The organism is Mesorhizobium sp. WSM4845 (assembly GCF_055811455.1).
Genome location: NZ_JBVVQA010000021.1, coordinates 11,279 through 33,838, shown reverse-complemented (window position 1 = coordinate 33,838; position 22,560 = coordinate 11,279). Strand labels below are relative to the sequence as shown.

The 22,560-nt window shown below is 61.7% G+C and carries 21 protein-coding genes; 14 read left to right on the top strand and 7 right to left on the bottom strand.

Annotated elements, in window-relative coordinates; all coding sequences use genetic code 11:
- Positions 1 to 92: 92 nt before the first annotated feature.
- Positions 93 to 302, bottom strand: coding sequence for a hypothetical protein (locus AC0L2C_RS22355; protein WP_128246519.1), 210 nt, complete (start codon positions 300 to 302; stop codon positions 93 to 95).
- Between the two features lie 283 nt (positions 303 to 585).
- Positions 586 to 726, bottom strand: coding sequence for an entericidin A/B family lipoprotein (locus AC0L2C_RS22350; protein ID WP_023798937.1), 141 nt, complete (start codon positions 724 to 726; stop codon positions 586 to 588).
- A gap of 63 nt (positions 727 to 789) precedes the next feature.
- Here AC0L2C_RS22350 and AC0L2C_RS22345 point away from each other — a divergent pair, with 63 nt between their 5' ends.
- Positions 790 to 1,419 (top strand): DUF1638 domain-containing protein, encoded by a 630-nt coding sequence (locus tag AC0L2C_RS22345; RefSeq protein ID WP_128166890.1) that lies wholly within the window; start codon positions 790 to 792, stop codon positions 1,417 to 1,419.
- A gap of 7 nt (positions 1,420 to 1,426) precedes the next feature.
- Here AC0L2C_RS22345 and AC0L2C_RS22340 read toward each other — a convergent pair whose 3' ends face one another.
- Positions 1,427 to 2,350: an NAD-dependent epimerase/dehydratase family protein gene (locus tag AC0L2C_RS22340; protein ID WP_128246517.1), complete on the bottom strand. Its 924-nt coding sequence runs from the start codon at positions 2,348 to 2,350 to the stop codon at positions 1,427 to 1,429.
- Positions 2,351 to 2,473: 123 nt separating this feature from the next.
- Between AC0L2C_RS22340 and AC0L2C_RS22335 the strand changes: the two genes are divergently transcribed.
- The 11 genes from AC0L2C_RS22335 to AC0L2C_RS22285 all read left to right on the top strand — a co-directional run bounded on the left by AC0L2C_RS22335 (position 2,474) and on the right by AC0L2C_RS22285 (position 15,770).
- On the top strand, positions 2,474 to 3,046 hold the full coding sequence (locus AC0L2C_RS22335; RefSeq protein ID WP_128246516.1) for a DUF4893 domain-containing protein: 573 nt from the start codon (positions 2,474 to 2,476) through the stop codon (positions 3,044 to 3,046).
- Positions 3,047 to 3,452: 406 nt separating this feature from the next.
- Positions 3,453 to 6,860: an AAA family ATPase gene (locus tag AC0L2C_RS22330; protein ID WP_473524474.1), complete on the top strand. Its 3,408-nt coding sequence runs from the start codon at positions 3,453 to 3,455 to the stop codon at positions 6,858 to 6,860.
- Positions 6,861 to 6,910: 50 nt separating this feature from the next.
- Positions 6,911 to 7,447, top strand: a complete 537-nt coding sequence (locus tag AC0L2C_RS22325) for a nuclear transport factor 2 family protein (RefSeq protein ID WP_287342808.1) — start codon at positions 6,911 to 6,913, stop codon at positions 7,445 to 7,447.
- Positions 7,448 to 7,888: 441 nt separating this feature from the next.
- Positions 7,889 to 8,800, top strand: a complete 912-nt coding sequence (locus AC0L2C_RS22320) for a fatty acid desaturase (RefSeq protein ID WP_473524473.1) — start codon at positions 7,889 to 7,891, stop codon at positions 8,798 to 8,800.
- Positions 8,801 to 9,047: 247 nt separating this feature from the next.
- Entirely contained in the window at positions 9,048 to 9,350 is a 303-nt protein-coding gene (locus AC0L2C_RS22315; protein WP_128173850.1) for a virulence factor, read from the top strand.
- Positions 9,343 to 9,942 (top strand): methylenetetrahydrofolate reductase C-terminal domain-containing protein, encoded by a 600-nt coding sequence (locus AC0L2C_RS22310; RefSeq protein WP_473524472.1) that lies wholly within the window; start codon positions 9,343 to 9,345, stop codon positions 9,940 to 9,942. The genes AC0L2C_RS22315 and AC0L2C_RS22310 overlap by 8 nt, the downstream gene beginning before the upstream one ends.
- On the top strand, positions 9,939 to 11,030 hold the full coding sequence (locus AC0L2C_RS22305) for a methylenetetrahydrofolate reductase (protein ID WP_027154501.1): 1,092 nt from the start codon (positions 9,939 to 9,941) through the stop codon (positions 11,028 to 11,030). The genes AC0L2C_RS22310 and AC0L2C_RS22305 overlap by 4 nt, the downstream gene beginning before the upstream one ends.
- A gap of 78 nt (positions 11,031 to 11,108) precedes the next feature.
- Positions 11,109 to 12,083, top strand: coding sequence for a methyltetrahydrofolate cobalamin methyltransferase (locus tag AC0L2C_RS22300; protein ID WP_023798928.1), 975 nt, complete (start codon positions 11,109 to 11,111; stop codon positions 12,081 to 12,083).
- Complete coding sequence (locus tag AC0L2C_RS22295; protein WP_473524506.1) at positions 12,034 to 14,163, top strand: ASKHA domain-containing protein; 2,130 nt, start codon at positions 12,034 to 12,036, stop codon at positions 14,161 to 14,163. Before AC0L2C_RS22300 ends, AC0L2C_RS22295 begins: the two co-directional genes overlap by 50 nt.
- Positions 14,164 to 14,352: 189 nt before the next feature.
- Entirely contained in the window at positions 14,353 to 14,538 is a 186-nt protein-coding gene (locus AC0L2C_RS22290; RefSeq protein WP_023798926.1) for a hypothetical protein, read from the top strand.
- 248 nt (positions 14,539 to 14,786) lie between these two features.
- The gene (locus AC0L2C_RS22285) at positions 14,787 to 15,770 is read left to right on the top strand and encodes an alpha/beta hydrolase (RefSeq protein WP_023798924.1); all 984 of its coding nucleotides are present in this window, start codon (positions 14,787 to 14,789) and stop codon (positions 15,768 to 15,770) included.
- A gap of 1 nt (position 15,771) precedes the next feature.
- Here the strand turns inward: AC0L2C_RS22285 and AC0L2C_RS22280 are convergent, their stop codons facing one another.
- On the bottom strand, positions 15,772 to 16,671 hold the full coding sequence (locus tag AC0L2C_RS22280) for a LysR substrate-binding domain-containing protein (protein ID WP_023798923.1): 900 nt from the start codon (positions 16,669 to 16,671) through the stop codon (positions 15,772 to 15,774).
- Between the two features lie 207 nt (positions 16,672 to 16,878).
- Between AC0L2C_RS22280 and AC0L2C_RS22275 the strand changes: the two genes are divergently transcribed.
- Entirely contained in the window at positions 16,879 to 17,067 is a 189-nt protein-coding gene (locus tag AC0L2C_RS22275; protein WP_023798922.1) for a hypothetical protein, read from the top strand.
- 159 nt (positions 17,068 to 17,226) lie between these two features.
- On the opposite strand, the gene AC0L2C_RS22270 is transcribed toward AC0L2C_RS22275, so the two are convergent.
- Positions 17,227 to 17,628, bottom strand: coding sequence for a hypothetical protein (locus tag AC0L2C_RS22270; protein WP_473524508.1), 402 nt, complete (start codon positions 17,626 to 17,628; stop codon positions 17,227 to 17,229).
- 198 nt (positions 17,629 to 17,826) lie between these two features.
- On the opposite strand from AC0L2C_RS22270, the gene AC0L2C_RS22265 reads away from it, so the two are divergent.
- On the top strand, positions 17,827 to 18,828 hold the full coding sequence (locus AC0L2C_RS22265; protein WP_473524471.1) for a GlxA family transcriptional regulator: 1,002 nt from the start codon (positions 17,827 to 17,829) through the stop codon (positions 18,826 to 18,828).
- 53 nt (positions 18,829 to 18,881) lie between these two features.
- Here the strand turns inward: AC0L2C_RS22265 and AC0L2C_RS22260 are convergent, their stop codons facing one another.
- Both AC0L2C_RS22260 and AC0L2C_RS22255 read right to left on the bottom strand, forming a co-directional pair.
- Positions 18,882 to 19,730 (bottom strand): DUF1194 domain-containing protein, encoded by an 849-nt coding sequence (locus AC0L2C_RS22260; protein ID WP_473524470.1) that lies wholly within the window; start codon positions 19,728 to 19,730, stop codon positions 18,882 to 18,884.
- Positions 19,731 to 19,967: 237 nt separating this feature from the next.
- Complete coding sequence (locus AC0L2C_RS22255) at positions 19,968 to 22,529, bottom strand: GcvT family protein (protein ID WP_473524469.1); 2,562 nt, start codon at positions 22,527 to 22,529, stop codon at positions 19,968 to 19,970.
- Between the last annotated feature and the right edge of the window lie 31 nt (positions 22,530 to 22,560).

The following is a 22,560-nucleotide window of genomic DNA, read 5'->3' as shown; positions in this document are numbered from 1 at the left end:
ACTTATGCTATGACGCAGGCCGAGGCGGCTCGTAACGCCGGCATGTCAAGACATTAACAAGCAACAGCGATCCGCGCAACGGCTTGAAGTGCCTATTCAGACTCTTTCGCCTCTTCCTTTTTCAGGATCGGCGTGTCGGCGGTTGTATTCGCGACGCTTGCGACTTTGGTTTGCTGATCTACGCTTGCAGCTTTGGTTTGCTGATCTACGGAAGCCGTCGTTTTGTTGTGGCCAACACATTCCGCTGCGGCGCCGGACGCCGAAAGGCCCAGAGCGGCGACAACTAAGAGAGCGGTCTTCATTCTATGCTCCTAGCTTCGTTGTTGAGGTACAGGGAAAGATTACCGGCATGTCCCCCATTCGAAAAGTCAACTTTTCGTGCCTGCCCCAGCGAACCCCCACCTGGCGAAACAATTGCAATAGGCGGACACCCCGGCCGCTTCGACCTCACTTGGGCGAATTCGGCATGGACCATAAACCGAGCCAAGCCTTGCAACGCGACTTTGTTGTTCCCAGATGTTACAATGACTTAACGCGCATTGCTTGAACTATGTTGATCGCGATTCGCGTTGATGAGATTGCGGATCAGGGATTCTCGACCGTGTCCTCAACCGCGTTGGCTGTCGATTTGACATCCCTGCCGACGCCGCGGACGGTGTTGGCGCAGGCCGAAAGAGCCAGGGCGCAAGCGAGGATGGCGATCGGCGCAATGCGTAGCGGTTTCATGAATGGTATCTCCTCGACAGATAGATTCGTGGGACAGCAACGAAAATCGGTTAGACTGGTTCCATGAGCATTGCGCGAAAACTACAACCCGATCAAGGTGACAGGCTGCTTGTCATCGCCTGCGGGATGATTGCGCGCGAAATTCTGGCCGTCAAGGAACAGCTGGGGCTCGACCATCTCGACCTGACCTGCCTGCCGGCGGAGTTCCATTTCTACCCGGACCGCATCGCGCCGGCCATGGACAAGGCGATCGAAAAGGCCAAGGCGGACGGCTACAGGAACATCTTCGTCGGCTACGCCGATTGCGGCACCGGCGGCCTGCTCGACCGCGTCTGCGAGAAGCATGGGGTCGAGCGCATGGCCGGTCCGCATTGCTTTGCCTTCTACCAGGGCAGGGAAGCCTATGCGAAAATCGCCGACGACGACATGATGTCGTTCTACATGACCGATTTCCTGTGCCGGCAGTTCGATGCCTTCTTCATGAAGCCGCTCGGCCTCGACAGGCATCCGGAGCTGATCAAGGACTATTTCGGCAATTACGAGAAGCTAGTCTATATCGCCCAGACCGACGATCCGGAACTCGACAAGGTCGCCGAGAAAGCCGCGAAAATGCTCGGCCTCGCCTATGAGCGCCGTTCCACCGGCTATGGCGACCTGACGACGGAGCTGGCCAGCGCCGCGGCACACAGCTGACGTTCGATCAGGCGCGGTCTTCTTCCACTGCAAGCCCGGCAAGCACAGCGGCAAAGCGCGTCTTGCAGACGAAGCCCAGCCTGTCCCGCGCCCGCGACGCGTCGTAGACACGGTCGATCGAGGAAAACATCGTCCAGCCTTTTCGCGCATAAAGCGCCGGAAACTCCGGAAAATAACGCGCCACGACTGGCGGCGCGTCAGCGATCAATGCCTCGCAATCATCAGGCCGGAACGGCGTTGGCGCCGAGATGATGAAGACGTCGAAGCCTAGCTGTGGAGCCTTCTCCAGCGCCGCGACATGGGCCTCGGCGGCATCTTCCACGCTCAGACGACGGAACAACAGCTCATTGGCCTTGGTGTTGGCGTCCGACTGGTCGATCGCATGCGCCATGTCGTCTGCCTCGGGAAAGAACCGGGCGGTGCGCAGCACGATCGCCGGCAGTCCGGACTGGATGTGATAGAGGCGGCAAAGATGTTCGGCCGAGAGCTTGGTTACGCCGTAGATGTTGCGCGGCTCGGGCGACATGTCTTCCGTCAGCCAGGCGGCCTTGCGCGCACCGCCGGTGAGGCCGGCGCGTATGGCTTTCGAGATCATCAGCGAGGTCGTCGACGTGAAGACGAAGCGCTGAACGCCCGATAACACCGCCGCGTCGAGCAGGTTGAGCGTGCCGCGCACATTCGTCTCGATGAAATCCTCATTGCGGTGGTGTTCGATATCAGGCTTGTGCAGTGCGCCGCTGTGGACGATCGCCTCGATGCGGTTTTCCCCGACCGTCCGCATCACCAGATCACGGTCGGCGACCGAGCCGATCACCTGCGTTGGCGCCGACGGGACCGGATCCAGCCCGATGACGTCATGGCCAAGCGCCCGCAGGCGCAGCGCGAGCGCGCTGCCCAGCCAGCCTGACGACCCCGTAAGCAAGATCCGCATCGGTGAAACCACGAGTTTTAAGCTGACTGCTGTTAAGCACGGATGACAGGCCGCCGCGAACGGGTAAGTTGTATGCCAAACGAGAAAACAGGCTGTTCCAGCCGTCGACCGGGAAACGCACCGATGATCGCTCGCCTCTTGATTGCCGCAGGCGTTTCCTGCTTCGCCCTGCCCGCGCTCGCCGAAGGCGAGGTGCAGAAGCTGATCACGCCCGCCGACAAGGTGCGGCTCGACAAATATGCCGAGACGCGCAAGGCAGCCCTTGATGAAGCCAGGGCCGGCGACGACGCCGAGGTCAAGCAGCTCGACGCCTTGCTGGCAAAGCCGCTGGTCGCGTTTTCCGACAAGGATCTGGCCGGCAACTGGCAATGCCGCACCATCAAGGCCGGCGGACTGAGCCCGCTCGTCATCTATGGCTGGTTCAAGTGCAAAGTGAGCGACGATGGTTCGGGCTGGATGCTGGAAAAACGCACCGGTTCGCAGCGCACCAAGGGCCGTTTCTTCGACGACGGCGAAAAGCGCGCGATCTATCTCGGCTCCTTCTTTGTCAACAACGATCCCGCAAAACCCTATGGCAGCGGCCCGCAAAGCGACCAGCTCGGCTATGCCTTTCGCAACAGCGCCAACGAGTGGCGCATCGAGTTCCCGGCCCCCTATCACGAATCAAAGCTCGACATCCTTGAGCTCAAGCGCTGAGCCCGCTGCCCTGATACCCAGGCCGATGATCAGGGTTAACCCGGCGGTCCAAAGCGAACCCACGCGCTGGTGGTGAAGACCTGACGCTTGGTACCCACTAGAAGGACGCGAGACGACCCCTTGCGGACCATCCCTGATGAGAGGTCAAGGGAACGTCGTGACTCTTTCGCGACCTTGGCGCGGGCGTGGTTTAAGGACAGCTGTGGGGATCTGCCGTTCGTTCCAGCGATCTGAAATTCGGCAGGATTCAAAGACCGGACGGTTGATCCGCCTACCTCGCTAACACGCCGGCCGCTAGAAGCCCGTCGGCCACAACTTCCATGACGTTGCATAGGACCCCAGTTGTGTAAGACTGCCGGACTGTTGCCGAAGGAGCCCTCCGGCGTCTCCACCGCGGAAGTGGGACATGGACATTGAGGAGTGGCTGCGCAGCTTAGGGCTGCAGCAATACGGCACGGCCTTTCGTGAGAACAACGTCGAGGCCGAAGTGCTCCTGCGGCTGACGGCCGAGGATCTCAAGGACATCGGCGTCAGTTCGGTAGGGCACCGCCGGAAGCTTCTGGAGGCTATTGCCGAGCTGCGGGAAAGTTCCTCTGCAATCTCAGCTGAAGGTGTCAAAGCCTTGACTCAAGTCACCGGACTTGCGTCGGCACCGGCGTCCCCAACCGGTGCCGAGCGGCGGCAACTGACCGTGATGTTCGCTGATCTGGTCGGCTCCACCGCGATTTCGGCTCGGGTCGATCCCGAGGAGATGAGTGAGATCATCCGAGGCTACCAGAATTGTTGCGCAGGCGAGATTACCCGCTTCGAGGGACACATTGCGAAATTCATGGGCGATGGTGTGCTGGCATATTTCGGCTGGCCACGAGCGCATGAAGATGATGCCGAGCGGGCGGTGCGCGCAGGCTTGGCGGTTGCCAGTTCAGTGGCGCAACTGCGGGCGCCGGATGGCAAGCCGCTTGCGGGCCGGGTGGGGATCGCGACGGGTCTCGTGGTGGTCGGTGAGCTTGTCGGCGACAAGGAAGCGCGCGAGCGGGCGGTGGTCGGCGAGACGCCGACCTTGGCCTCGCGACTGCAGGACTTGGCCCGGCCGGGCAGCGTAATTGTCGCCGAGAGCACAAGACATCTGCTGGGCGATCTGTTCGAGTTGGAGGATCTGGGACCACAGGTTCTGAAGGGCTTCGAGACGGCCTTGAAAGCCTATTCCGTCAGAGGCGAGGGCCGGGCCGAAAGCCGCTTCGAGGCATTCCACACCGGCGCGCTGACGAAGCTCGTTGGCCGCGAGCAGGAGCTGGCTCTGCTTCTGGAACGCTGGTCGCGGGCGGAGGAAGGTGAAGGACAGGTGATCCTCCTCTCCGGGGAGCCGGGGATTGGCAAGTCGCGCATTGTGCGCGCCCTGCGCGAGCACTTGGCCAGCGAATCGTACATCCCGCTCAGCAATTACTGCTCGCCGTACCACACCAACAGTGCGCTTTATCCGGTGGTCGGACTTTTGGAGCGGGCGGCGCATTTCGACCGTGATGACACCGCCGAGATGAAGCTCGATAAACTTGAAACTCTGCTCGCTCGGGGCGGCGAGCAGGACCGGGAGGCGGCGCAAGTACTGGCCGCTCTGCTTGCGATCCCAACTGAAACACGCTACCCGCCAATCGATCTGCCGCCGCAGCGCATCAAGCAACGCACGCTGGAAATCTTGGTCGAGCAGCTCGCCGGCCTCGCCAAGCAGAAGCCTGTGTTGGCCGTATATGAGGATGTGCATTGGATCGATCCTTCGACACTTGAGCTGTTGGGCCGGGTAATTGAGCGGGTCCAGCGTCTGCCGGCACTGGTTCTGATCACCTTCCGGCCGGAATTCAGCCCACCCTGGACCAGCCATGCCCATGTGACCCAGCTCTCGCTTTCTCGTCTGACGCGACGGCACGGCGCAGCCGTGGCTCTCCGCGTCACCGGCGGCAAGGCGCTACCGCGCGAGGTTCTGGACCAGATCATGGCGCGAACTGACGGGGTTCCGCTATTCGTTGAGGAGCTGACCAAGACAGTCCTGGAGTCAGGCCTCTTGCGGGAGGTCGGCAATCATTTCGAGTTGACTGGGACTCTCCCGCCGCTGGCAATCCCGGCTACGCTGCACGACTCGCTAATGGCTCGCCTCGACCACCTGGCGCCGGTCAAGGAGGTGGCGCAGATCGGGGCAGTAATCGGCCGCGAATTCTCGCACGATCTGCTGGCCGCCGTGGCGCCGCACGACGAAGGCAAACTGCAGGACGCTTTGGCCCAGCTCTGCAGGTCCGAGCTGATCTATTGCCGCGGTGCGCCGCCGGAGGCGACCTACAGCTTCAAGCATGCGCTCGTCCAGGATGCGGCGTATTCCAGCCTTCTTAAAACTCGGCGGCAGCAGATGCACGCGCGCATCGCCGCGGCTCTCGAAGAGCGTGTGGCAGCAGGTTCCGAGGCTTTGCCGGAGATCATTGCCCATCACTGCACCGAGGCAGGCCTTATCGAACGGGCAGTCAGCTACTGGTGGCAAGCCGCGCAATCGGCGATCCAGCGCTCTGCAATTTTGGAGTCGATCGCGCACCTGGAAAATGGGCTAAGACTTGTCCGCACGCTACCTGACAGTCAGGAGCGCGTCCGCCTGGAGCTGGATATGCAGGTGGCTTTGGGCACCGCCTTTATGGCGGCCAAAGGTTGGTCGTCGCCGGCCACCGCAGCGGCGTTCGCGCGAGCCGAGGAGTTGTGCGAGCGAGTGGACGACATCACTCTGCGCAGCGTGGCCGATTACGGCCGGTATCTCGTCTACCTCCTGCGTGGTCAACTCGATGCTGCGCTGGCAACGACGACATCGATGCTGCGCAGGGCCGAATGCGACTGCGATCGGGCCACAATCATGATCGCACACCGGTGCGTCGGCATCACGTCGGTGCACCGGGGAGATTTTGATGCCGGACGCAAGCATATGGAGGCGTCGTTGGCGCTGTACGATCCGAACGAGCACGCTGGGCTTGCCTATCGATTCGCCTATGATCCCCGTATCGCAAACCTTTGCTATATCGCCCACGCGCTGCTGCACCTCGGTTATCCCGATCAAGCATTCGAGAAATACACCGAGTTGTTACAGGCTATAAGACACCACCGGCACAGCCCATCCGCGGCGTTCGGCCTGTTCCAATCGGCCCTGTTTTGCACTTATTCGAGAGATCTCGGCGCGTATAAGCGCGACAGCAACTTTGGTGCGGATGAGGCCATTGTCGATGAACTGATCTCAATCAGTACGGAGCACGGTTTCTCACTTTGGCGTACAGCAGGGGTCATTCTCAAGGGTTGGGTTCTGATCCAGGCGGGTGAGTCGGATAGCGGTCTTGCTCAAATGCGTGACGGCATAGTCGAATGGCGTGGGCACGACGCTAAGCTTTTTGTGCCACGCTGGCTGCTCATGCTCGCCAGCGCCCTCAGCAGGCTTGGCAACCCACGCGCGGCACTCGACAGGATCGAGGAAGGGCTCGCATTGATCACCGAGACCAACGAGCGGTGGAACGAGACTGAGTTGCACCTCCGCAAGGGCGAACTGCTCCTGGACTTGAAGGCGGACGAGAAGGCCGAGGCTTCCTTCCTGCACGCGCTTACCGTGGCCCAACATCAACGCGCCAAGCTTTGGGAGCTGCGAGCCGCCACATCTCTTGCCCGACTCTGGGTCCAGGGAAACGAGCGGCAAAGGGTCCACGACCTTCTCGCACCGGTTTGCGGCTGGTTCACAGAGGGCTTCGCGACGCCGGACATCAAGGAAGCGAGGACGTTCCTCGATCTAGTAGAATCCTGATCTGCCGTTTTGGACAATCTGCTGCAGTCAACAATCTCAGGGAGGAGATGATGACGTTCCATTCACTCAGGACACGGGAAAAATTACACCCAGCTCGGATTTCGGCGGCGGTGCTGATCGCAATCACCTTGTCTGCCTTCGCGGTCGCTGCGGCGGAAGCGGCAAATGCAGCGGAAGCGGCAAAGAAATTCTTCGACGCTTACCGCGATCGGAAGGTAGACGCCATGACCACTCTTTTTACCGAGAATGCCACGTTCGTCTACGTGCCTTTCGGTGACTCTGGTTCCGGCAATGTCCTCAAAGATGGCGTGCCGGTCTGGCGGACGCTGATCGATGCTTTCCCTGACCTGCGCAACGAGGTTAGCACAATCTGGGAGGACAAGAGCGGTGACGTTGCCTTCGTGGATGTTCACATCGGCGGAAAGCAGACTAAGGACGCGTTTGGAATCACGAACAAAGGCAAGGAGTATTGGTTGCGCCATCTGTTCATTCTGGAAACTAACGAGGAAGGCCGGATCATCAAGATCACGAGCTTTTGGGACAACGCTACTTGGTACACTCAGCTCGGCAAGACCAGCCTAGAGTGATCGCGAGTCGCGCTCTATTGCGCTCGAATGAGCCACATAACGACCCCGGCCGAAACGGCGCGATTCATCCAACCCCAGGAAGCCACGCCGGGTCGCTCGTCCCGAAGTAGCGCGTCAAGTCCAATCACTAGAGGTCTGGATTGAGTGCGGATCACGATTTCGCAAGTGAGACCACGAAGGTCTTGATATGGCGCTGCCTGTGCGTTCCAATCGGCGACACGGAAGGCAGTTAACCGCCCATCGATGCAATTCGATTTGGGTATCAACCGTCAGATTTTCACGACTAGCACTATGTCTTTGCGGGCGGCGCGCCGCGGCCTGTCTTGGAAACAATGGTACCATCCGACGATCTGGGTCTATTTCTGGACCGGCGCAAAAACCGGCGTCTGGCAACGAGCGCCGATTTACCGGACAGCGCCCTGGCGATAAGCTTGCGCCGTTATGAGCGAAATCGACCACCGCACCATCATCGCCAGCCTTTTGGTCCATGATCGTCGCGACCTCACCGCCAAACTGGACAGGCCTGGCATTGTCCGGCTGGCCGTTCACGGCGGGCTGGTTGTCGTGCTGGGTGCGCTGATCGCCGCCCGCATCCCGTTCTGGCCGGTTCTCGTGCTGCCGCAGGGGATCCTGATCGTCTTTTTCTTCACGCTGTTGCACGAGACGATCCACGAAACGGCCTTCAGGACGCCGTGGCTCAATCGCGCCATCGCCGCCGTGACCGGCTTCCTGATCCTGCTGCCGCCGGCATGGTTCCGTTATTTCCATTTCGCGCACCATCGCCACACGCACGATCCGGACAACGACCCCGAACTGATGGCTCCGAAACCGGAGACCATCGGCCAGTATGTGCGCTATCTCTCCGGGATCCCCTATTGGAGCGGCATGGCGCGCGTGATCGTCGTCAACGCCGCCGGCCGCAACCGCGACGGCTTCGTGCCGGAAAAAGGCCGCGACAAGGTGATTTCGCAAGCGCGTTGGTTTCTGATCGCCTATGCGATGCTGCTGGCAGCCTCCCTGGCCGTGCAGTCAGCGCTGCTGTTGTGGGTCTGGATTGTGCCGGTGCTCGTCGGTCAGCCGTTTTTGCGGGCCTATCTGCTGGCCGAGCACGCGCTCTGCCCGCATGTCGCCAACATGCTCGAAAACACCCGCACCACCTTTACCACAAGCCTGGTACGCTTCATGGCGTGGAACATGCCTTACCACTCCGAGCACCATTCTTATCCTGCCGTTCCCTTTCACCGCCTGCCGCGTTTCCACCAAATTGTCGCCGAACATCTGCGCACGACCGAGCGAGGCTATGTCCGCTTCCACAGGAAGCTTGTCGGCAGCTTCGATCGTCGCGCCGGCTGATCAAAACCAGGCCAAGCATCGAATATTTTCGCGTTTCCGTTGCGGCTGCCAATTGCGTCGCTTTTGAATGCGCGCGCGTCGTCCCATAACAAGCAGCCCGACAGCGCTTCCGGCAATGCTCGCACTCACTACAGCGCCGCGCGTCCTATTGGACGCGCAATGGACGCTGTAGCACTTTAAGTCGGCGCATGATCCTTTCCAAAATCGATGCCGATTTTCGGGGTCATGCGCGAGGAGTAGGAAATTCATGGCCGATCTGATCGTCGTCTACTGGCGCGACATCCCCGCCCAGGTCATCGTCAAGAAGGGCCGGCAGAACGCCAAGCGCGAACTGCCGCTGCGCTTTACCGAGGCGATCGACATGTGCGCGATGCGTACCGGCGCCGGCGGCACCGACGACTACCTTGCCGAATGGCGCAAGGCCGACCCCATGCCGGTCAGCGACGATCTTGAAGGCGAGGCGGAAAAAGCCTTTCAGGACATCGACGCGAAATACGACCGCGAGCGGCTGGTCGCTCTGGTCAAGGCGGGCGGAAAAGAAGATGTCTGAAACGACCTCGGCGATTACCCAGGCCACTCTGGTCAAGAAGGCAGCGCCGAAATCCGACTACAAGCCGGCCGACGTATCGCCGCAGCGGCGCGTGCAGCGCTCCTTCGCGGTCAGGCTGTGGTCCGTCCGCCACTCGCGACTGCTCGAATGGTTCTACGCCAGGTTCTCCGACATGTTTTTGCTCCTCCATCCGCTGTGGAAGCGCATCGGTTACGGCCGCGTCGAAGGTCCGATCAAATTCGTCGAAAAACGCGTCAAGGGTTTTATGTTCGACTGCCGAATGTGCGGCCAGTGCGTCCTTTCTTCTACCGGCATGTCGTGCCCGATGAATTGCCCCAAGCAATTGCGCAACGGCCCTTGCGGCGGTGTGCGCGCCAACGGCAATTGCGAGGTCGAGCCTGATATGCCGTGCGTCTGGGTCAAGGCCTGGGAAGGTTCACGCAACATGGTGCATGGCGACAAGATCCTCGACGTGCAGAAGCCGGTCGACCAGTCGCTGCGCGAGACCTCGGCATGGCTGCGGGTGACCGCACAGGCCGCCGCCGCCCGCGAAGCCGCGCGCAATGTTCCAAAACCTGGGGCACCGGCATGATCGGCCGCCAGCCCGACGAGAACCCGGCCGGCATCCATCTGCCGCTCGACCCCCTGCCCGGCCACACCTCGCGCGGCCGGCTGGAGCGCGTCCTGAGGCGCGGCGAATTCGCGGTGACCACCGAGCTCAACCCGCCGGACAGCGCCGATCCGGAAGACGTCTACAACCGCGCCAAAATCTTCGACGGCTGGGTCGACGCCATCAACGCCGTCGACGCCTCGGGCGCCAACTGCCACATGTCGTCGGTCGGCATCTGTGCGCTGCTGACCCGCATGGGTTATGCCCCGATCATGCAGATCGCCTGCCGCGACAGGAACCGCATCGCCATCCAGGGCGACGTGCTGGGCGGGGCGGCGATGGGCGTCGCCAACATGCTGTGCTTGACCGGCGACGGCGTGCAGGCCGGAGACCAGCCAGGCGCCAAGCCGGTATTCGATCTCGACTGCATGTCACTGCTGGAAACCTGCCGCATCATGCGCGACAACGGCAAGTTCCTGTCCGGCCGCAAGCTGACGACGCCGCCGCAGCTTTTCCTCGGCGCGGCGATCAACCCTTTCGCGCCGCCGATCGATTTCCGCCCCTACCGGCTGGGCAAGAAAATCGCCGCCGGCGCGCAATTCGTGCAGAGCCAGTACTGCTTCGACGTGCCGATGTTCCGCACCTACATGCAGCAGGTCCGCGATCTCGGTTTTACGGAAAAATGCTTCATCCTGTGCGGCGTCGGACCGCTGGCCTCGGCCAAGACCGCCAAATGGATCCGCTCAAACGTGCCGGGCATTCATATCCCCGATTCGATCGTCAAGCGGCTGGAAGGCGCCCAGGACCAGAAGAAGGAAGGCAAGCAGCTCTGCATCGATATCATCAACGAGGTGAAAGAAATTCCCGGCGTCTGCGGCGTCCATGTGATGGCCTATCGCCAGGAGGAATATGTCGCCGAGATCGTCGATGAATCGGGCGTGCTGAAGGGGCGCCAGCCCTGGAAACGCGAAATCCGCCGCGACGATCAGCTCGTCGCCGACCGGCTCGACCACATTTTGCACGACGAGATCACCGAAACGCAGGTCGACATGGTTAAGACCGCGCATTGATGGCGCGGACGCCACCATTCGCTTGATCGAAAACAGAAACGATATAAAGAAGTCTTTATATCACGAGGGAGAGATTGCATGACCCGGACGATCGTCGCCTCGGCGACACGAGAAATCATCATCGGCTTCGACCAGCCCTTCTGCGTGATCGGTGAGCGCATCAATCCAACCGGGCGCAAGAAGCTCGCGGCCGAGATGATCGCAGGCAATTTCGATACCGTCATCAGGGACGCGCTGGAACAGGCCGCCTGCGGTGCGACCATGCTCGACGTCAATGCCGGCGTCACCTCGGTCAACCCGAACGAGACCGAACCCGGCCTGCTGGTGCAGACGCTGGAGATCGTGCAGGGGCTGGTCGACCTGCCGCTGTCGATCGACAGTTCGGTGACCGCGGCGATCGAGGCGGCGCTCAGGGTCGCCAAGGGCCGGCCGCTGGTCAACTCCGTCACCGGCGAGGAAGAAAAGCTCGAAGCCATCCTGCCGCTGGTCAAGAAATACAATGTCCCGGTGGTTGCCATCTCCAACGACGAGACAGGCATTTCGATGGATCCGGATGTGCGCTTCGCCGTCGCCAAGAAGATCGTCGAGCGCTGCGCCGATTTCGGCATTCCGGCGCATGACGTGGTCGTCGATCCGCTGGTCATGCCGATCGGCGCGCTCGGCGACGCCGGCCGCCAGGTCTTTGCCCTGCTGCGCCGGCTGCGTGAAGAGCTCAAGGTAAACACCACTTGCGGCCTGTCAAACATCTCGTTCGGCCTGCCGCACCGCCACGGCATCAATGCTGCCTTCATCCCGATGGTGATCGGCGCCGGCATGACCTCGGCGATCATGAACCCGGTGCGTCCGCAAGAGATGGAAGCGGTGCGCGGCGCCAATGTGCTGAACGGCACCGACGAGAACTGCACCAACTGGATCAGGACCTACAAGGACTACAAGCCGGCCGAAGGCGGCCAGGCGATCGCGGCGCCCACGCAAGTCAATGCGCCGGGCGAAGGTAATGGCAATGGCGGTCGCCGGCGCGGGGGTCGTGAAGCCCGTATGGCCCGAGGATAAGCGCGCAATCGTGAACTCTCCTGCCAACATCACCGATCCACTCGTGCTGTTCATGCCGTCCGGCAAGCGCGGGCGGTTTCCGGTCGGCACGCCGGTGCTCGATGCCGCACGCCAGCTCGGCGTCTATGTCGAGAGCGTGTGCGGTGGACGCGCCACCTGCGGGCGCTGCCAGGTCGAGGTGCAGGAAGGCAATTTCGCCAAGCACAAGATCGTCTCTTCCAACGACCACATCTCGCCCAAGGGCGCCAAGGAGGAACGCTACGAACGCGTGCGCGGCCTTCCCGAACGGCGCCGCCTGTCCTGCTCGGCGCAGATCCTGGGCGATCTCGTCGTGGATGTGCCGCAGGACACGGTCATCAACGCCCAGACCATTCGCAAGGATGCCGACACCAGGGTCATTGCCCGCGATTCGGCAATCCACATGTGCTATGTCGAGATCGAAGAGCCCGACATGCACAATCCATCAGGCGATCTCGATCGCCTGAAGATCGCGCTGATGAAGGACTGGGGGCTCAACAGCCTCGATTTCGATTTCCATCTGCTGCCGCAGGTGCAAGTCATCCTGCGCAAAGGCAACTGGACCGCGACCGCCGCCATCCACAAGGATGCCGACAGCGAGACCGCGCGGGTCATCTCGTTGTGGCCCGGCCTCAAGAACGAGGCCTACGGGCTTGCCTGCGATATCGGCTCGACCACCATCGCCATGCATCTGGTGTCGCTGCTGTCGGGCCGCGTCGCCGCCTCGTCAGGCACGTCGAACCCGCAGATCCGCTTCGGCGAGGATCTGATGAGCCGCGTTTCCTATGTGATGATGAACCCGGACGGCCGCGAAGGCATGACGGTCGCGGTGCGCGAGGCGATCTCGGGTCTCGTCGACAAGGTTTGCGCGGAAGGCAACGTCCAGCGCAACGACATCCTGGATTGCGTCTTCGTCGGCAATCCGATCATGCACCATCTGTTCCTCGGCATCGACCCGACCGAGCTCGGCGGCGCGCCCTTCGCGCTGGCTGTCTCGGGCGCCGTGCACATCAAGGCGTCGGATATCGGCCTGAAGCTCAACCAGGGCGCTAGGCTCTACATGCTGCCTTGCATCGCCGGCCATGTCGGCGCCGACGCGGCTGCGGTGACGCTGTCGGAAGGCCCGCACCGCCAGGACGAGATGATGCTGATCGTCGATGTCGGCACCAATGCCGAGATCGTGCTCGGCAATCGCCAGCGGGTCGTGGCGGCCTCGTCGCCCACCGGTCCGGCCTTCGAGGGCGCGGAAATCTCCGGCGGCCAGCGCGCTGCGCCCGGCGCCATCGAGCGCGTCCGCATCGATCCCGACACGCTGGAGCCGAAATACCGCGTCATCGGCTCGGAACTGTGGTCCGACGAGCCCGCCTTCCTCGACAGCGTCCAGGCAACCGGCGTCACCGGCATCTGCGGCTCCGGCATCATCGAGGTGGTCGCCGAGATGTACCTGGCCGGCATCATCTCCGAGGACGGCGTCGTCGACGGTGGGCTCTGCGCCCGCTCGCCGCGCGTCACCGCCAGTGGCCGCACCTTCTCCTACGTGCTGAAGGAGGGTGAGCCGAGGATCACCATCACCCAGACCGACGTGCGCGCCATCCAGCTCGCCAAGGCAGCACTCTATGCCGGCACCAAGCTGTTGATGGAAAAGCAGCACACCGATCATGTCGACCGCATCCACTTCGCCGGCGCCTTCGGCTCCTTCATCGATCCGAAATACGCCATGGTGCTGGGACTGATCCCCGACTGCGATCTCGACAAGGTCTCGGCCGTCGGCAACGCCGCCGGTGCCGGTGCGCGCATGGCGCTGCTCAATCGCGGCTATCGCCGCGAGATCGAGGAAACGGTGAGCCGGATCGAGAAGATCGAGACGGCGCTGGAGCCGAGATTCCAGGAGCATTTCGTCTATGCCATGGCGCTGCCGAACAAGATCGACCCGTTCCCAAAACTATCGGCGGCGGTGAAGCTGCCGCCGCGCAAGACCGTGAGCGAGGACGGCATTGCCGGCGATGCCGCCCCACGGCGTCGTTCGCGCGAAGGCCACGCCGCCCGGCGCGGCCGGGGCTAGCATCCCGCTGCTAAAAGCTGCACTCACCCTTATTCTCATTTGCATGCATATGTTTCCGGATCAGTCCAAACAGAAACAAGGCGCTGTTTTCGCGAAATCCACCCGATACATACGCGGCGCATTTAACCGGCATCGAACGGCAGGCAGGAAATAACTTTCAGCCGCCGCAGCACTCCAAGGGAGATGAAGATGTCGATGTTCGAAAGCCTCGGCCGCTTTGGTACGGCCATCAAGCATGCGCACAACAGGAACAGGTCGGTCCGGGCCATGAACAGCCTGCCGCCCGAAATTCAGAAGGATATCGGCTGGCCCGTGTCGCCGCGCAACGACCCGCAGGTCACCTTCTCGGCCCTGCTTCTGGGTTCGGCGCGCTGATGACCTTCGCCGACAGATGCAAGCTGCTGGCCAAGCGCCGGAACCGTCATTCGGCTCCGGCAGCAAGCGACCGTCGGCTGCGCGCCGTACTGCTGCCCAGGCGCTGAGCGATGCTGCGCTGGCCTTGATTGCCAGCCAGATCACAGGGCCGTGTTGAGACCGCGCAAATCTTGACATTCTGGGCGAAGGCACGATCTTCGATTGCGAGGGGTTCTCTTAGTCGGCTCAGCCGAAGTCCGTGTGTCCGCATGCCCAGTATCAAAAGCCACGTCGTTTCCTTCGTGCTCAGGTATAGCCGCAAGAAAGCCTTTTCCAGCCCGGAAAACCTGCAGCGCTGGATCGCCTACGCCCGCAAGACGGAGAACCATCAGCCGCCCGCATCGCTGCATCAGCGTTTCGAGATCGCGACGCGCAGCGTGGACGGCTTTCCGGTGTACGAGATCGCGCCGAAGACCGGCGAGCGAAAGCGGATCCTCTACCTGCATGGCGGCGCCTATGTCTTTCAAATCACGTCTTATCACTGGGGACTGATCGCCGATATGGCCGACCGGCTGGGCTTCGGCATCACCGTGCCGATCTACCCCATTGCTCCCGAACACGATTTCCACGCCATGTTCGGCATGGTCGGCGAGGTCTACCGTCAGATGCTCGACGAAACGGAAGCGCAGGACATCGTCTTCATTGGCGATTCCGCCGGCGGCAACATGGCCGTGGTGCTGACCATGATGGCCGCGGAAGCCGACCTGCCATTGCCGTCGCGCCATGTGCTGATTTCGCCCGGGCTCGATCTGTCGCTCGCCAACCCCGAAGTGTTCGAGGCGGAACGCTACGATCCGTGGCTGGGAATTCCTGGCGGGCTGGAGGCAGTCCGGCTCTACAGTGCCGGCATAGATCCCAGCGACTGGCGCATCAGTCCGCTTTACGGTGACCTCTCGGTGTTGCCGAAAACGCTGCTTTTGACCGGTTCGCGCGACATGCTGACCCCCGACAATCTGATCTTCGCGCAAAAGGCCCGTGCCGCCGGTGTCGCGATAGAGGTTGTGCACGAGCAAGGCATGTTCCATGCTTGGCCGCTGATCGACATGCCAGAAGCGCGGCGCGCGCGGGACAGCATCGTGACGTTTTTAGCCAGCGACACCGAAAGCTATCATGCCAAGGCCGGCGAATTGGCACTGCAAAGGACAGGTCGTGAAGTCCCCACTCACAACCTGTCTACGCCGTCGAAGTCCTGAATCAAAACTTTCCGGTTTCTTTGAACACTTCGAAGGTCGCGCGGATGTGATCGGCAACGGCTTTCACTGGCGCGCTGGCGTCCGGCGCCACGACCATGGCCAGATTGTAGGTGCCGATATCGGGCATGCCGTCCTTCGGGCAAAGCTCGACCATGTCGCTGCCGAGGAACGATTTCGGCAGCGGCGCCACCGCGAGGTCGGACATGATTGCGGCGCGCTGGCCGGCGGTGTGCGCACTCATATAGGCGACGCGGTAGTTGCGGCCCTCACGCCCAAGCGCTTCGAGCGCCCCGGCCCGCCAGGCGCAGCCCTCTTCCCACAATGACACCGGCAGCGGTTCGCGCAGATGCGCGCAGCCGCCCTTGGCGCCGGCCCAGACGATCGGTTCGGTGAGCAGCACTTCGGCGCCGAGCGCGCTGGTCTTGTATGAATTGGTGAGAAGCGTGATGTCGAGCGCCCGGTCGTCCATGCGCCGACGCAGATTGACGCTCTGGTCGATGGTCACGTCGACGGCGATCGAAGGATGCGACTGTGCAAAACGCTTCAGCACGTGCGGCAGCACGCGCTCGCCATAGTCGTCGGGCGAGCCGAGCCGCACCACCCCGACAATGTCGGGGATGATGAACTTCGACACCACCTCGCGGTTGATCGACAACAGCCGGCGGGCGTAGCCGAGCAGCATCTCGCCATCCGTGGTCAGCGTCACCGAGCGCGCGTCGCGCGCAAACACCGAGCGGCCGAGAATGTCCTCCAGCTTCTTGATCTGCATGGAGACGGCCGACGGCGTGCGGAAGACGGCACTGGCAGCGGTGGTGAAACTGCCGGTCTCGGCGATCGCCACGAAGGTGCGCAAGACGTCGAGATCGAGCAGCGGCAACGGATGATTGAGTGGGGCGTTCATCGGGATCGACCTTCAATTTTTCTGATGCAAACTATCATTCCATTTCGTTTGATTGAACATCACTTTGGGAGGATAGTCAACTCCATCGAAGGCAGACGGCGATTACACTGATCTGCAATCGATACGAAATGAAGCTGAAACAAACCGGATGTAGCGCTTGGTCCGCCGAGCGACCGGCACCCGACCCAACCCTAAAGGAGAATTGAAATGTCTGTCCTGTCATCCATCGGCCGCATCGCGACCGAATTCAGCGCGGCCCGCGCCCGCTACCAGACCGAACGCGCCATCCGCTCTCTGCCGATCGAACTGCAGAAGGATATCGGCTGGCCTGAAGCCGCCGACACCAAGACCGGCACTCGCCACGGCGTTGGATCCTGGGCTGGCGGAGCAAAATAGATCGTGTGTATCAAAAGCTGAAGGCCTGCCGCACAGACCATGTCCGGCAGGCCTTTTTATTTGTTGATCAAATGTTCTTTTAGAGCCATGTCGCCGTTGCATGACGCATATGAATACGCCGCATAGCAGCGGGATTCCTGCCTAACGCCTTGTACATATTTACAAATCTTGGGCAGACTGCCCAAACTTATCGCATGCCATGTCGCTTTTCATGTCAAGTGCTTCGCTTTTGTGATTTAGTTTCCCTTCACGTAAGCCTATATCAGCGCCAGCCAACGAGCTGCCCCACTCCATCACGCGAAGGCGACCCGTCTGAGCAACCGAATGGAGATGATGATGAAGCTTTTTGCCCGCCTTTTTGCTCGCCGTGAAATGAGCCTGACGACCGCGCTCGAGCGCCAGCGCCTTGCCAACACAATGCCTGGCCAGACCGGCGCCGTCGCCGCCGCACGCCTCGGCTTCGTCGCCTGATCTGCCAAGCTCGCAAGCGGCGCTCGCTGCTGCTGCTTCGAAGTTGATCACAGCGCCGCTTCGGTTTGCCGAGGCGGCATGCTTGGTCATGCCCCGACCACATGCGGCAAATGCTTAATCCGGCAGCATGTCGGGTCCGTCATCGCATAGCGATTGCCCATTTGCGACCCATGTCGCAAATAAAGTCTTTCCGTTGCCGCCTAGCTGATTGACAGGAAAAGTTTTTCCTGATGTCGCTATGCTGATCGCGACATCCTGTTCGCGCCATTGCAGCGTGAGGGTTACCCTGTGAACGTCGTAAATCATCCGATCAGGCGATCGTTTGTATTCTTCCTGGTCCCCGATTTCACCATGATCGCCTTTGCAACGGCGCTCGATCCGTTGCGCTCGGCCAACCGGATGCTCGGCTACGAAGCCTACCGCTGGCGGCTCGCCAGCATCGACGGCAAGCCGGTGCGCGCCTCGAACGGCGTCGAATGCGCCGTCGACACCTCGCTGGAGGACGAACGCAAGAAGATGTCCGGCCCCGAACGGCCGAACATGGCGGTCGTTTGCAGCGGCATCAATGTCGAGCGCTATCAGAACAAATCGGCCTTCGCCTGGCTGCGCGAGGAATACAATCGCGGCGTCGCCATCGGCGGCTTGTGCACTGGCGCTCATATACTGGCCGCCGCCGGCCTGTTGTCCAACAAGCGCTGCGCCATTCATTGGGAGAACCTGCCGGGCTTCTCCGAAGCGTTCCCGAAGGCCAATGTCTTTGCCGACCTCTTCGAGATCGACCAGAACATCTACACCTGCGCCGGCGGCACCGCAGCGCTCGATATGATGCTGAAGCTGATCGGCGACGATTTCGACGACAATCTGGTTAACCGGGTCTGCGAGCAAGTCTTGACTGACCGCGTGCGCAGCCCGACCGATCGCCAGCGCCTGCCGTTGCGCGCACGCCTTGGCGTGCAGAACTCCAAGGTGTTGACCATCATCGAATTGATGGAAGCAAACCTGTCCGAGCCGCTGTCGTTGATCGAGATCGCCGAACATGTCGACCTGTCACGCCGGCAGATCGAGCGCCTGTTCCGCACCGAGATGGGACGATCCCCTGCCCGCTACTATCTGGAGATCCGCCTCGACCGGGCCCGGCACTTGCTGATCCAATCATCGCTGCCGGTGGTCGAAGTGGCGGTCGCTTGCGGCTTCGTCTCCGCCTCGCATTTCTCCAAATGCTACCGCGAGCTCTATGCGCGCTCGCCGCAGCAGGAGCGCGTCGATCGCAAGCAGTTGCTGGTCGCGTAGACAAGACAAGGCAATATTTTGCGCGCGTACCTCTGGCGGATGGCGATTGAAGTCTAGCGGGTGTCGAACATCCAGCTTCGGTCGCGCCACATTTTCTCGCCGACCTGGCAGTCGGTGGCCGGCTTGTCCTGCGCCAGCACCACCGGCGGATGCGCTGCTTCTTCCGCCGCCCTTTGCGGTGAGGCAGGCCCGGCGAGCTCAAGCACCAGCTTGCGGCGAATCGCTTCGGGAAACTGCGTCCACTCGTTGACCGGGATCATGAACGCGCCGGGCCCGCCGATGACGCAGTCTGTGTAATAGCGGTCGAGATAGTTGACGTCGTAGACGCTGGTGAAGCCGCCCCGGGTCATCAGCGGCAGGCCGTTGATGGTGATGCCTTGCCTGACCAGTTCGTCACGGATGATGTCGACGGGAGCACCTTGGTTGTTGGGGCCATCGCCTGAAATGTCGATGACGCGCTTGACGCCTTGAAAGCCGCTTTCGGCGAAGAGATCGCTGCTGAATTGCAAGGCTCCGGAAATCGAGGTGCGCCGCGCGCTGTTGGGCGCCTGGGCGGAGAGTTGGTCGACCACCCGCTTGGCGTCGGCACGATCGGCGATCACCGTCCACGGCACGATGATGTGCTGCCAGGTCGTGCCGGCCCATTCGACATAGGTGACGGCAATCTTGCCGTAGGCGCCGTCGGCGATGGCCTGCAGCACCGTGTCATGCGTCAGTGCAGCGACATAGCCGCGACGCTGGATTTCGAGTTCGGCCGGCGACATCGACAGCGAAACGTCGACCGCCAACACCAGTTCGACATCGACGGGTTCGGCAGCGCGGGAGTCCCGCGCCTGGACGAGCATCAGCACCAGCGCGGCGGCGCCTGAGAGGAGATGTCCTGCGCGGGGAAAAGCAGACATGCCGCAAGGTAAGCGAAAATCGTCACGCCACAAAGCGAAAAGCCCAGCGCCGGGCTAATGCATGTCGTCCAAAAGCATGCCCTCGGGCTTGAACCAAGGGTGCGCAGCGGGTTTGGGCAACGACTTGCATAAAAACGAGAACTTAAGGCGCGGCGCATGACCCCACAAAACGTGACGCGCCTTAAGTCCTTGCATTCACATTTTGCGAGTCCGCCCCTCACCTCTATTGTGGGAGGCTCAGCTTCGTGGCTTGAGGTTCTCCGGGTCGTAGAGCGGCCTGTAGCCGACGGCGGCCACTTCGACCGGGTATGTCTCGCCGAAATATTCGACATCCAGCTTGCGGCCCTCCTGGCAATACGCCCACGGCAGATAGGCGAGCGCAATGTTCCTGCCGATGGTCGGGCCGTAGGCGACCGAAGTCGTGAAGGATCGGCGGCCGAGTTCGTCGACCAGCGTTTCACCCGTTTGCGGGTCCATCACCGGCATCGTGCCGACGGGATAACGGGCAACGCCCCTGGAATCGACATTATCCGTCATGACAAGCGTGCAGAGCATGGCCGGCTGATGCGCGCGGGCGCGATAGTCCAGATGCTTTGCCTTGCCGCTGAAATCGGCCTCCTTGACCTTTGGGCGGGCAAGATCGGCCTCCAGCAGATTGTACTCGGTCAAAAGATCCGCATTCTGCAGGCGCAGGCTCTTCTCCATGCGGCGGCTGTTGGCATAGGTCTCGACGCCAAAAGCCATCACGCCGGTCGAACGCAAAGCATCCCATACGGCCAGGCCGTCTTCGTATCGCATGTGCAGTTCCCAGCCCTGCTCGCCGACATAGGAGATCCGGAAAGCGGTCACGTCCTTGCCGGCGATCCTGACAGGCTTAATCGCCGCAAAGGCGAAATTCTCCGGCGTCAGGCCGTCCGGGTCTTCCACGACCTTGCTCAATGTTGCCCGGGCGTTCGGACCCCAGATACCGACGGTCACGTATTTTTCGGTCACGTCGGTGATGGCGACATCGAACCCTTTGTCTTCTGCCGTCCGCCGCATGTAGTGGAAGTCGCGCGGGCCGGCATCTGCGCCGTCGATGACACGGCAGCGGTCGGCCATGCGGATGACGGTCAGGTCGGCCCGCACCATGCCCTCATCGTCGAGGAAATGGGTGTAGATGCCTTTGCCGATATTGCCGTCGCCGCCGATCCTGGCCGCGCACAGCCACTCCATCAGCGCGACATGATCAGGGCCTTCCACGTCGTACATCGCGAAATGCGACAGGTTGACGATGCCGCAATCCTCGCTCATGGCGAGATGCTCGGCATTGGAGACGCGCCAGAAATGGCGGTTGTCCCACTCGTTTACGCGCACCGGCACCCGGTTGCCGTATTTCTCGAGCAGGTGCTCGTTGGCGGCATAGCCGTGGGCGCGCTCCCAGCCGCCGAGTTCCATGAAATAGCCGCCGAGTTCCTTCTCGCGCTCCCAGAAGGGCGAGCGGCGCACGTCGCGAGCCTTGGAGAAGGGCTCGCGCGGATGGACGGCGGGATTGTAGACCTTCATCGCCGTTTCGGTGCAGCGGTCCCAGATGAACTGTTCTTGCGTCTGGTGCGGATAGAAGCGCGAATAGTCGATGGCGTGGTGGTCGATCGACGTCCGGCCGTCCGTCATCCAGTCGGCGATGAGCTTGCCCATGCCGGGGCCGTCCTTGACCCAGATCGCGACGGCATACCAGAGGCCCCGCACCTTCTGGCTCTCGCCCATGGAGGGGCCGCCGTCTGCCGTCACCTGCAGAAGCCCGTTGAAGGAATGGCTCTCATTGTAGCCCAGTTCGCCCAGGATCGGCGTCAGTTCCATGGCGCGCTCGAGCGGCGCCAGGATCTGTTCCATGTCGAGGTCGCGCTGCGAAGGCGATAGACGGGCCTGGTCCTTCTCCAGAAGGTCGCGCGGATGGCAAAGGCGCGGATTGGTCTCTTCGTAATAGCCCCACTCGATCTGCCCGCCTTCGGCGGTCTTGGGATCGCCGGTATCGCGCATGTAGGCCGAGTTGCCCTGGTCGCGCAGCAGCGGCCAGCCGATCTCCTTGCCGGTGCCGGCGAACTCGGTATAGGGCCCGAAGAAGGTGAGCGGATGGTCGATCGGCATGACCGGCAGGTCCTCACCCACCATTTCCGCGATCAGCCGGCCCCAGATACCGGCGCAAACGATCACGTAGTCGGCTTCGATGGTGCCGCGATCGGTCACCACGCCCTTGATGCGACCGTTCTCCACGACGAGCGACCTGGCCGGCGTGTTGGCGAAGGATTTGAGTTTTCCGGAGGCTTCCGCCTGGTCGACCAGCTTGCCGGCGACCGTTTGCGAGCGCGGGATGACGAGACCGGCATCTGGATCCCACAGGCCGCCCTGCACCATCTCTTCTTCGATCAGCGGGAATTTCTCTTTGATCTCGGCCGGCTCGATCAGCCGGGCACGCGTTCCGAAAGCCTTTGCCGAGGCGATCTTGCGCTTGATCTCCGCCATGCGATCGTCGTCGCCGACGCGGGCAACCTCGAGGCCGCCGATACGGGCGTAGTGACCCATCTTTTCATAAAAATCGATGGAGTAGAGCGTCGTCCAGCAGGACAGGAAATCATGGCTGGTGGTGTAGCAGAAGTCGGAAGCATGCGCTGTCGAGCCGATATCGGTCGGGATCCCTGACTTGTCGATGCCGACGATGTCGTCCCATCCGCGCTCGATCAGGTGATGGGCGACCGATGCGCCGACGATACCGCCCAGCCCGACGATGACGACCTTCGCCTTTTCCGGAAACCCTGCCATTGCCCGCGACTCCAAAGTGGTAAAGCGGGCA

Excerpts from the sequence above, each read along its gene's own strand:
- AC0L2C_RS22355 (WP_128246519.1), bottom strand. The coding sequence starts at position 302 with ATGAAGACCGCTCTCTTAGTTGTCGCCGCTCTGGGCCTTTCGGCGTCC.
- AC0L2C_RS22350 (WP_023798937.1), bottom strand. The coding sequence starts at position 726 with ATGAAACCGCTACGCATTGCGCCGATCGCCATCCTCGCTTGCGCCCTG.
- AC0L2C_RS22345 (WP_128166890.1), top strand. The coding sequence starts at position 790 with ATGAGCATTGCGCGAAAACTACAACCCGATCAAGGTGACAGGCTGCTT.
- AC0L2C_RS22340 (WP_128246517.1), bottom strand. The coding sequence starts at position 2,350 with ATGCGGATCTTGCTTACGGGGTCGTCAGGCTGGCTGGGCAGCGCGCTC.
- AC0L2C_RS22335 (WP_128246516.1), top strand. The coding sequence starts at position 2,474 with ATGATCGCTCGCCTCTTGATTGCCGCAGGCGTTTCCTGCTTCGCCCTG.
- AC0L2C_RS22330 (WP_473524474.1), top strand. The coding sequence starts at position 3,453 with ATGGACATTGAGGAGTGGCTGCGCAGCTTAGGGCTGCAGCAATACGGC.
- AC0L2C_RS22325 (WP_287342808.1), top strand. The coding sequence starts at position 6,911 with ATGACGTTCCATTCACTCAGGACACGGGAAAAATTACACCCAGCTCGG.
- AC0L2C_RS22320 (WP_473524473.1), top strand. The coding sequence starts at position 7,889 with ATGAGCGAAATCGACCACCGCACCATCATCGCCAGCCTTTTGGTCCAT.
- AC0L2C_RS22315 (WP_128173850.1), top strand. The coding sequence starts at position 9,048 with ATGGCCGATCTGATCGTCGTCTACTGGCGCGACATCCCCGCCCAGGTC.
- AC0L2C_RS22310 (WP_473524472.1), top strand. The coding sequence starts at position 9,343 with ATGTCTGAAACGACCTCGGCGATTACCCAGGCCACTCTGGTCAAGAAG.
- AC0L2C_RS22305 (WP_027154501.1), top strand. The coding sequence starts at position 9,939 with ATGATCGGCCGCCAGCCCGACGAGAACCCGGCCGGCATCCATCTGCCG.
- AC0L2C_RS22300 (WP_023798928.1), top strand. The coding sequence starts at position 11,109 with ATGACCCGGACGATCGTCGCCTCGGCGACACGAGAAATCATCATCGGC.
- AC0L2C_RS22295 (WP_473524506.1), top strand. The coding sequence starts at position 12,034 with ATGGCGGTCGCCGGCGCGGGGGTCGTGAAGCCCGTATGGCCCGAGGAT.
- AC0L2C_RS22290 (WP_023798926.1), top strand. The coding sequence starts at position 14,353 with ATGTCGATGTTCGAAAGCCTCGGCCGCTTTGGTACGGCCATCAAGCAT.
- AC0L2C_RS22285 (WP_023798924.1), top strand. The coding sequence starts at position 14,787 with ATGCCCAGTATCAAAAGCCACGTCGTTTCCTTCGTGCTCAGGTATAGC.
- AC0L2C_RS22280 (WP_023798923.1), bottom strand. The coding sequence starts at position 16,671 with ATGAACGCCCCACTCAATCATCCGTTGCCGCTGCTCGATCTCGACGTC.
- AC0L2C_RS22275 (WP_023798922.1), top strand. The coding sequence starts at position 16,879 with ATGTCTGTCCTGTCATCCATCGGCCGCATCGCGACCGAATTCAGCGCG.
- AC0L2C_RS22270 (WP_473524508.1), bottom strand. The coding sequence starts at position 17,628 with ATGACCAAGCATGCCGCCTCGGCAAACCGAAGCGGCGCTGTGATCAAC.
- AC0L2C_RS22260 (WP_473524470.1), bottom strand. The coding sequence starts at position 19,730 with ATGTCTGCTTTTCCCCGCGCAGGACATCTCCTCTCAGGCGCCGCCGCG.
- AC0L2C_RS22255 (WP_473524469.1), bottom strand. The coding sequence starts at position 22,529 with ATGGCAGGGTTTCCGGAAAAGGCGAAGGTCGTCATCGTCGGGCTGGGC.